Origin of the sequence: Microcystis sp. M53598_WE2 (assembly GCF_030067735.1) — a bacterium.
Lineage (GTDB): Bacteria > Cyanobacteriota > Cyanobacteriia > Cyanobacteriales > Microcystaceae > Microcystis > Microcystis aeruginosa.
This window is the reverse complement of sequence record NZ_JASJFE010000209.1, coordinates 1-2,773: the sequence shown is the minus strand read 5'-3', so window position 1 is coordinate 2,773 and position 2,773 is coordinate 1. Positions and strand designations below refer to the sequence as shown.

At 47.6% G+C, this 2,773-nt stretch carries 5 protein-coding genes; 3 read left to right on the top strand and 2 right to left on the bottom strand.

Annotation, left to right across the window (positions count from 1 at the left end):
• Together PX636_RS04450 and PX636_RS04445 are read left to right on the top strand one after the other, a co-directional pair.
• On the top strand, positions 1-186 hold a 186-nt coding region (locus PX636_RS04450), incomplete at its 5' end, for a zinc ribbon domain-containing protein (protein ID WP_288116338.1).
• Positions 187-189: 3 nt separating this feature from the next.
• On the top strand, positions 190-357 hold the full coding sequence (locus PX636_RS04445; RefSeq protein ID WP_288116337.1) for a PspA/IM30 family protein: 168 nt from the start codon (positions 190-192) through the stop codon (positions 355-357).
• Between the two features lie 141 nt (positions 358-498).
• Here PX636_RS04445 and PX636_RS04440 read toward each other — a convergent pair whose 3' ends face one another.
• Together PX636_RS04440 and PX636_RS04435 are read right to left on the bottom strand one after the other, a co-directional pair.
• Positions 499-738, bottom strand: a complete 240-nt coding sequence (locus PX636_RS04440; protein WP_002797307.1) for a hypothetical protein — start codon at positions 736-738, stop codon at positions 499-501.
• 35 nt (positions 739-773) lie between these two features.
• Positions 774-932 carry a hypothetical protein gene (locus PX636_RS04435; protein ID WP_288116336.1) on the bottom strand — a complete coding sequence of 53 codons (159 nt, stop codon included), beginning with the start codon at positions 930-932 and terminating at the stop codon, positions 774-776.
• A gap of 579 nt (positions 933-1,511) precedes the next feature.
• Here PX636_RS04435 and PX636_RS04430 point away from each other — a divergent pair.
• The gene (locus PX636_RS04430; RefSeq protein ID WP_288116335.1) at positions 1,512-2,660 is read left to right on the top strand and encodes a Re/Si-specific NAD(P)(+) transhydrogenase subunit alpha; all 1,149 of its coding nucleotides are present in this window, start codon (positions 1,512-1,514) and stop codon (positions 2,658-2,660) included.
• Positions 2,661-2,773: the final 113 nt, after the last annotated feature.

Below are 2,773 nucleotides of genomic sequence, written 5' to 3'. Positions count from 1 at the left end.
GTTCGAGAGTGGGACTGTCCGAACTGTGGGACACACCATGACCGAGATATTAACGCCAGTAAAAATATTTTGGCCGCAGGGCTTGCGGTGTCAGTCTGTGGAGCGACCATAAGACCAGAACAGAGTAAATCTGTTAAGGCAGGTGCGAAAAATCCTTCGGGAAAGAAACAGAAACCTAAATCGTGAGGTTTGGGAATCGCCGTCCGTTTTACGGCGGTGAGGATGTCAAAATTAACCATCACTATTATGCGGGATGATTTATCTAATTTACGTTCCTCAATTATCGAAGTAATTGCCTTACAAAAAAGAGCCGAACAACAGTACAACCAAGCACAAGCTGAGGTTTTAAAATGGTAAAAAAGAGTTAAAATCGCTCTAGATAAAGGTGATGATTCTCTGGCACAAGAAGCTAATATAAAGAAAAAACATCCCCCATCTTTTGCGGGTAAAGTGGCGATCAACTGTCATTGATCGCCCCTAACCTGAATTTTCACTCGCTTAAGGGTTTGGTTGATCTGGGTCAGAAAGTCGGTGTTTGTTGGCTTCTTCAATGGCTCTCCTTACTTTTTCTCCTCTTCTTTCCGCTTCTCTTACGTGTTGCTCTAATTCTGGAAAGCTATTTTGAGAAGAAATGCTGATAACATTTCGACCTGCTTCTACGGCTAAAAATCCCAGTCCCAAAATCAAGGCAATTCGGACGATAATGCTGTCAATTTTTCGTTTTTCGTTGTCGTTCATAGTTTTAGGCAAATTCTAAAGTATTGACTAAAAATTTAATCAGAGCAATCTTTTCTGGATCGGGCAATTGAGCGGCGACTCGGAATAATATCCGCTGCTTTTGCCTTCTCTAATTCTAAAACCGATTCTAGATCTTCTAATTGGGCGGTTAATTCTGCGAGGCTAATATTGGCAAAATTGCTAAATTTTGCCAATATTCTTGCGTTTTGGGCAAGAATACCTGCGAAAACAGGTTCCCAATGCCTGAGTCGGTAGAGCCATCGCTCTGGCTAATTCCGATCTGAAAGAGTGGTTAGCTGCGTTGGTACGGCTAAAAGCACAAATGTTACTGGGTAACACTGCCCATCCACTCACCGTCAGGGATTCAGCAGTAGATGCAGAATTAGAGCAATTGCGATCGAAGTTAAAAGAACTGTAAAACTTTGAGATTGTCGAGACCTATTACAGCCTTTCTCATAAAGATGAAGTATAACCTAAATTGGTATCTACGACCGAAGACCAGCTAATGTTAACCGTTCCAGCGTTCCCCAAAACGAAAACCTCCTACCTCATCACTAGGTAAAAATTCCCAAGCAGTGCCGCTCAAAACCCTTTAATTCTGAAGATAATCCTAAGATTCACCCCGAAAAAGAGCCAGAAAGGTGAGGATAGCTAGGATGGAAGTGAAAAGCAATTTTGACTCGAAATTATCCCAAGGGATCGATCGCATTTAACGAAACCCTTACCCTAACAGCATAGGACAAGAGAAGGACTTATTAAGGAGAAACCCAGCCATGAAAATCGGCGTAATCAAAGAAAGTGACCAAGGCGAGGCGCGGGTGGCGCTAGTGCCGGATACCGTCGCCCGTTTAGTCAAGGCGGGATTTGAGGTAATTGTCCAAAATGGGGCGGGAATTAGCGCTAACTTTGCCGATAGTGCCTATAGTGCCGTGGGAGCCGCCCTGAGCGAAAACAGCGAATATATCTATGAAACTGCCGATATTATTCTCAAAGTCGTCCCTCCTAGCGATAGCGAGATCGATCGCCTGAAAAATGGTTGTATCCTCCTCGGCTTTCTCGATCCCCTGCGTCAACCCCGGCGCATTGCCAAATTAGCCGAGCGCGGGATTACAGCTTTGAGCATGGAATTAATTCCCCGCAGTAGTCGCGCCCAGAGTATGGATGCCCTCTCCTCTCAGGCTAACCTCGCCGGTTACAAAGCGGTACTCCTCGCCGCCGTTGAGCTGCCGAAAATGTTCCCGATGATGACTACCGCCGCCGGTACGATCGCCCCAGCCAAAGTGCTGGTATTGGGGGCAGGAGTTGCTGGATTGCAAGCTTGCGCTACCGCCCGCCGTTTGGGGGCAGTGGTGGAGGCTTTTGATATTCGTCCCCAAGTCAAAGAAGAAGTGCAGAGTGTCGGGGCGAAATTTATTGAAATGCCCCTAGAAGAAGATACCGTCGCCGATAACGGTTATGCCAAAGAGGTTTCTCTTAGCACACAGGAGCGCATTTGTCAAGCCCTAACGGAACCAATTAAGCGGGCTGATGTGGTGATCACCACCGCCCAAGTACCGGGGAAACAGGCCCCGCTGCTAGTCACCAAAGAAATGATCGCCACCATGAAACCGGGGTCGGTAATCGTTGATTTAGCGGCGGAACAGGGCGGAAATTGCGCCTACACCCAACCGGGACGAGAAATCATCGTTAATGGGGTAAAAATCGTCGGAGCCGTTAATCTTCCTGCCACAGTGGCCACCAATGCCAGCCAGATGTACGCCAAAAACCTGCAAATGCTGCTACAGCTTCTAGTCAGCAAAGAGGGCAGTTTAAACCTCGATTTTGCCGATGACATCATTGATAGTGCCTGTGTCACCCACGCCGGCGAAATCCGCAACCAACGCATTAAATCCGCCCTCAGTGAACAGTTATCCGCTTTTTAGCTATCAGGATTCAGGAGTCGGTCGTCAGGAGTCGGTCGTCAGGAGGCAGGAGGCAGGAGGCAGCTTTATTCTCCCCACACCCCACACCCCACACCCCACACCCCACACCCCAC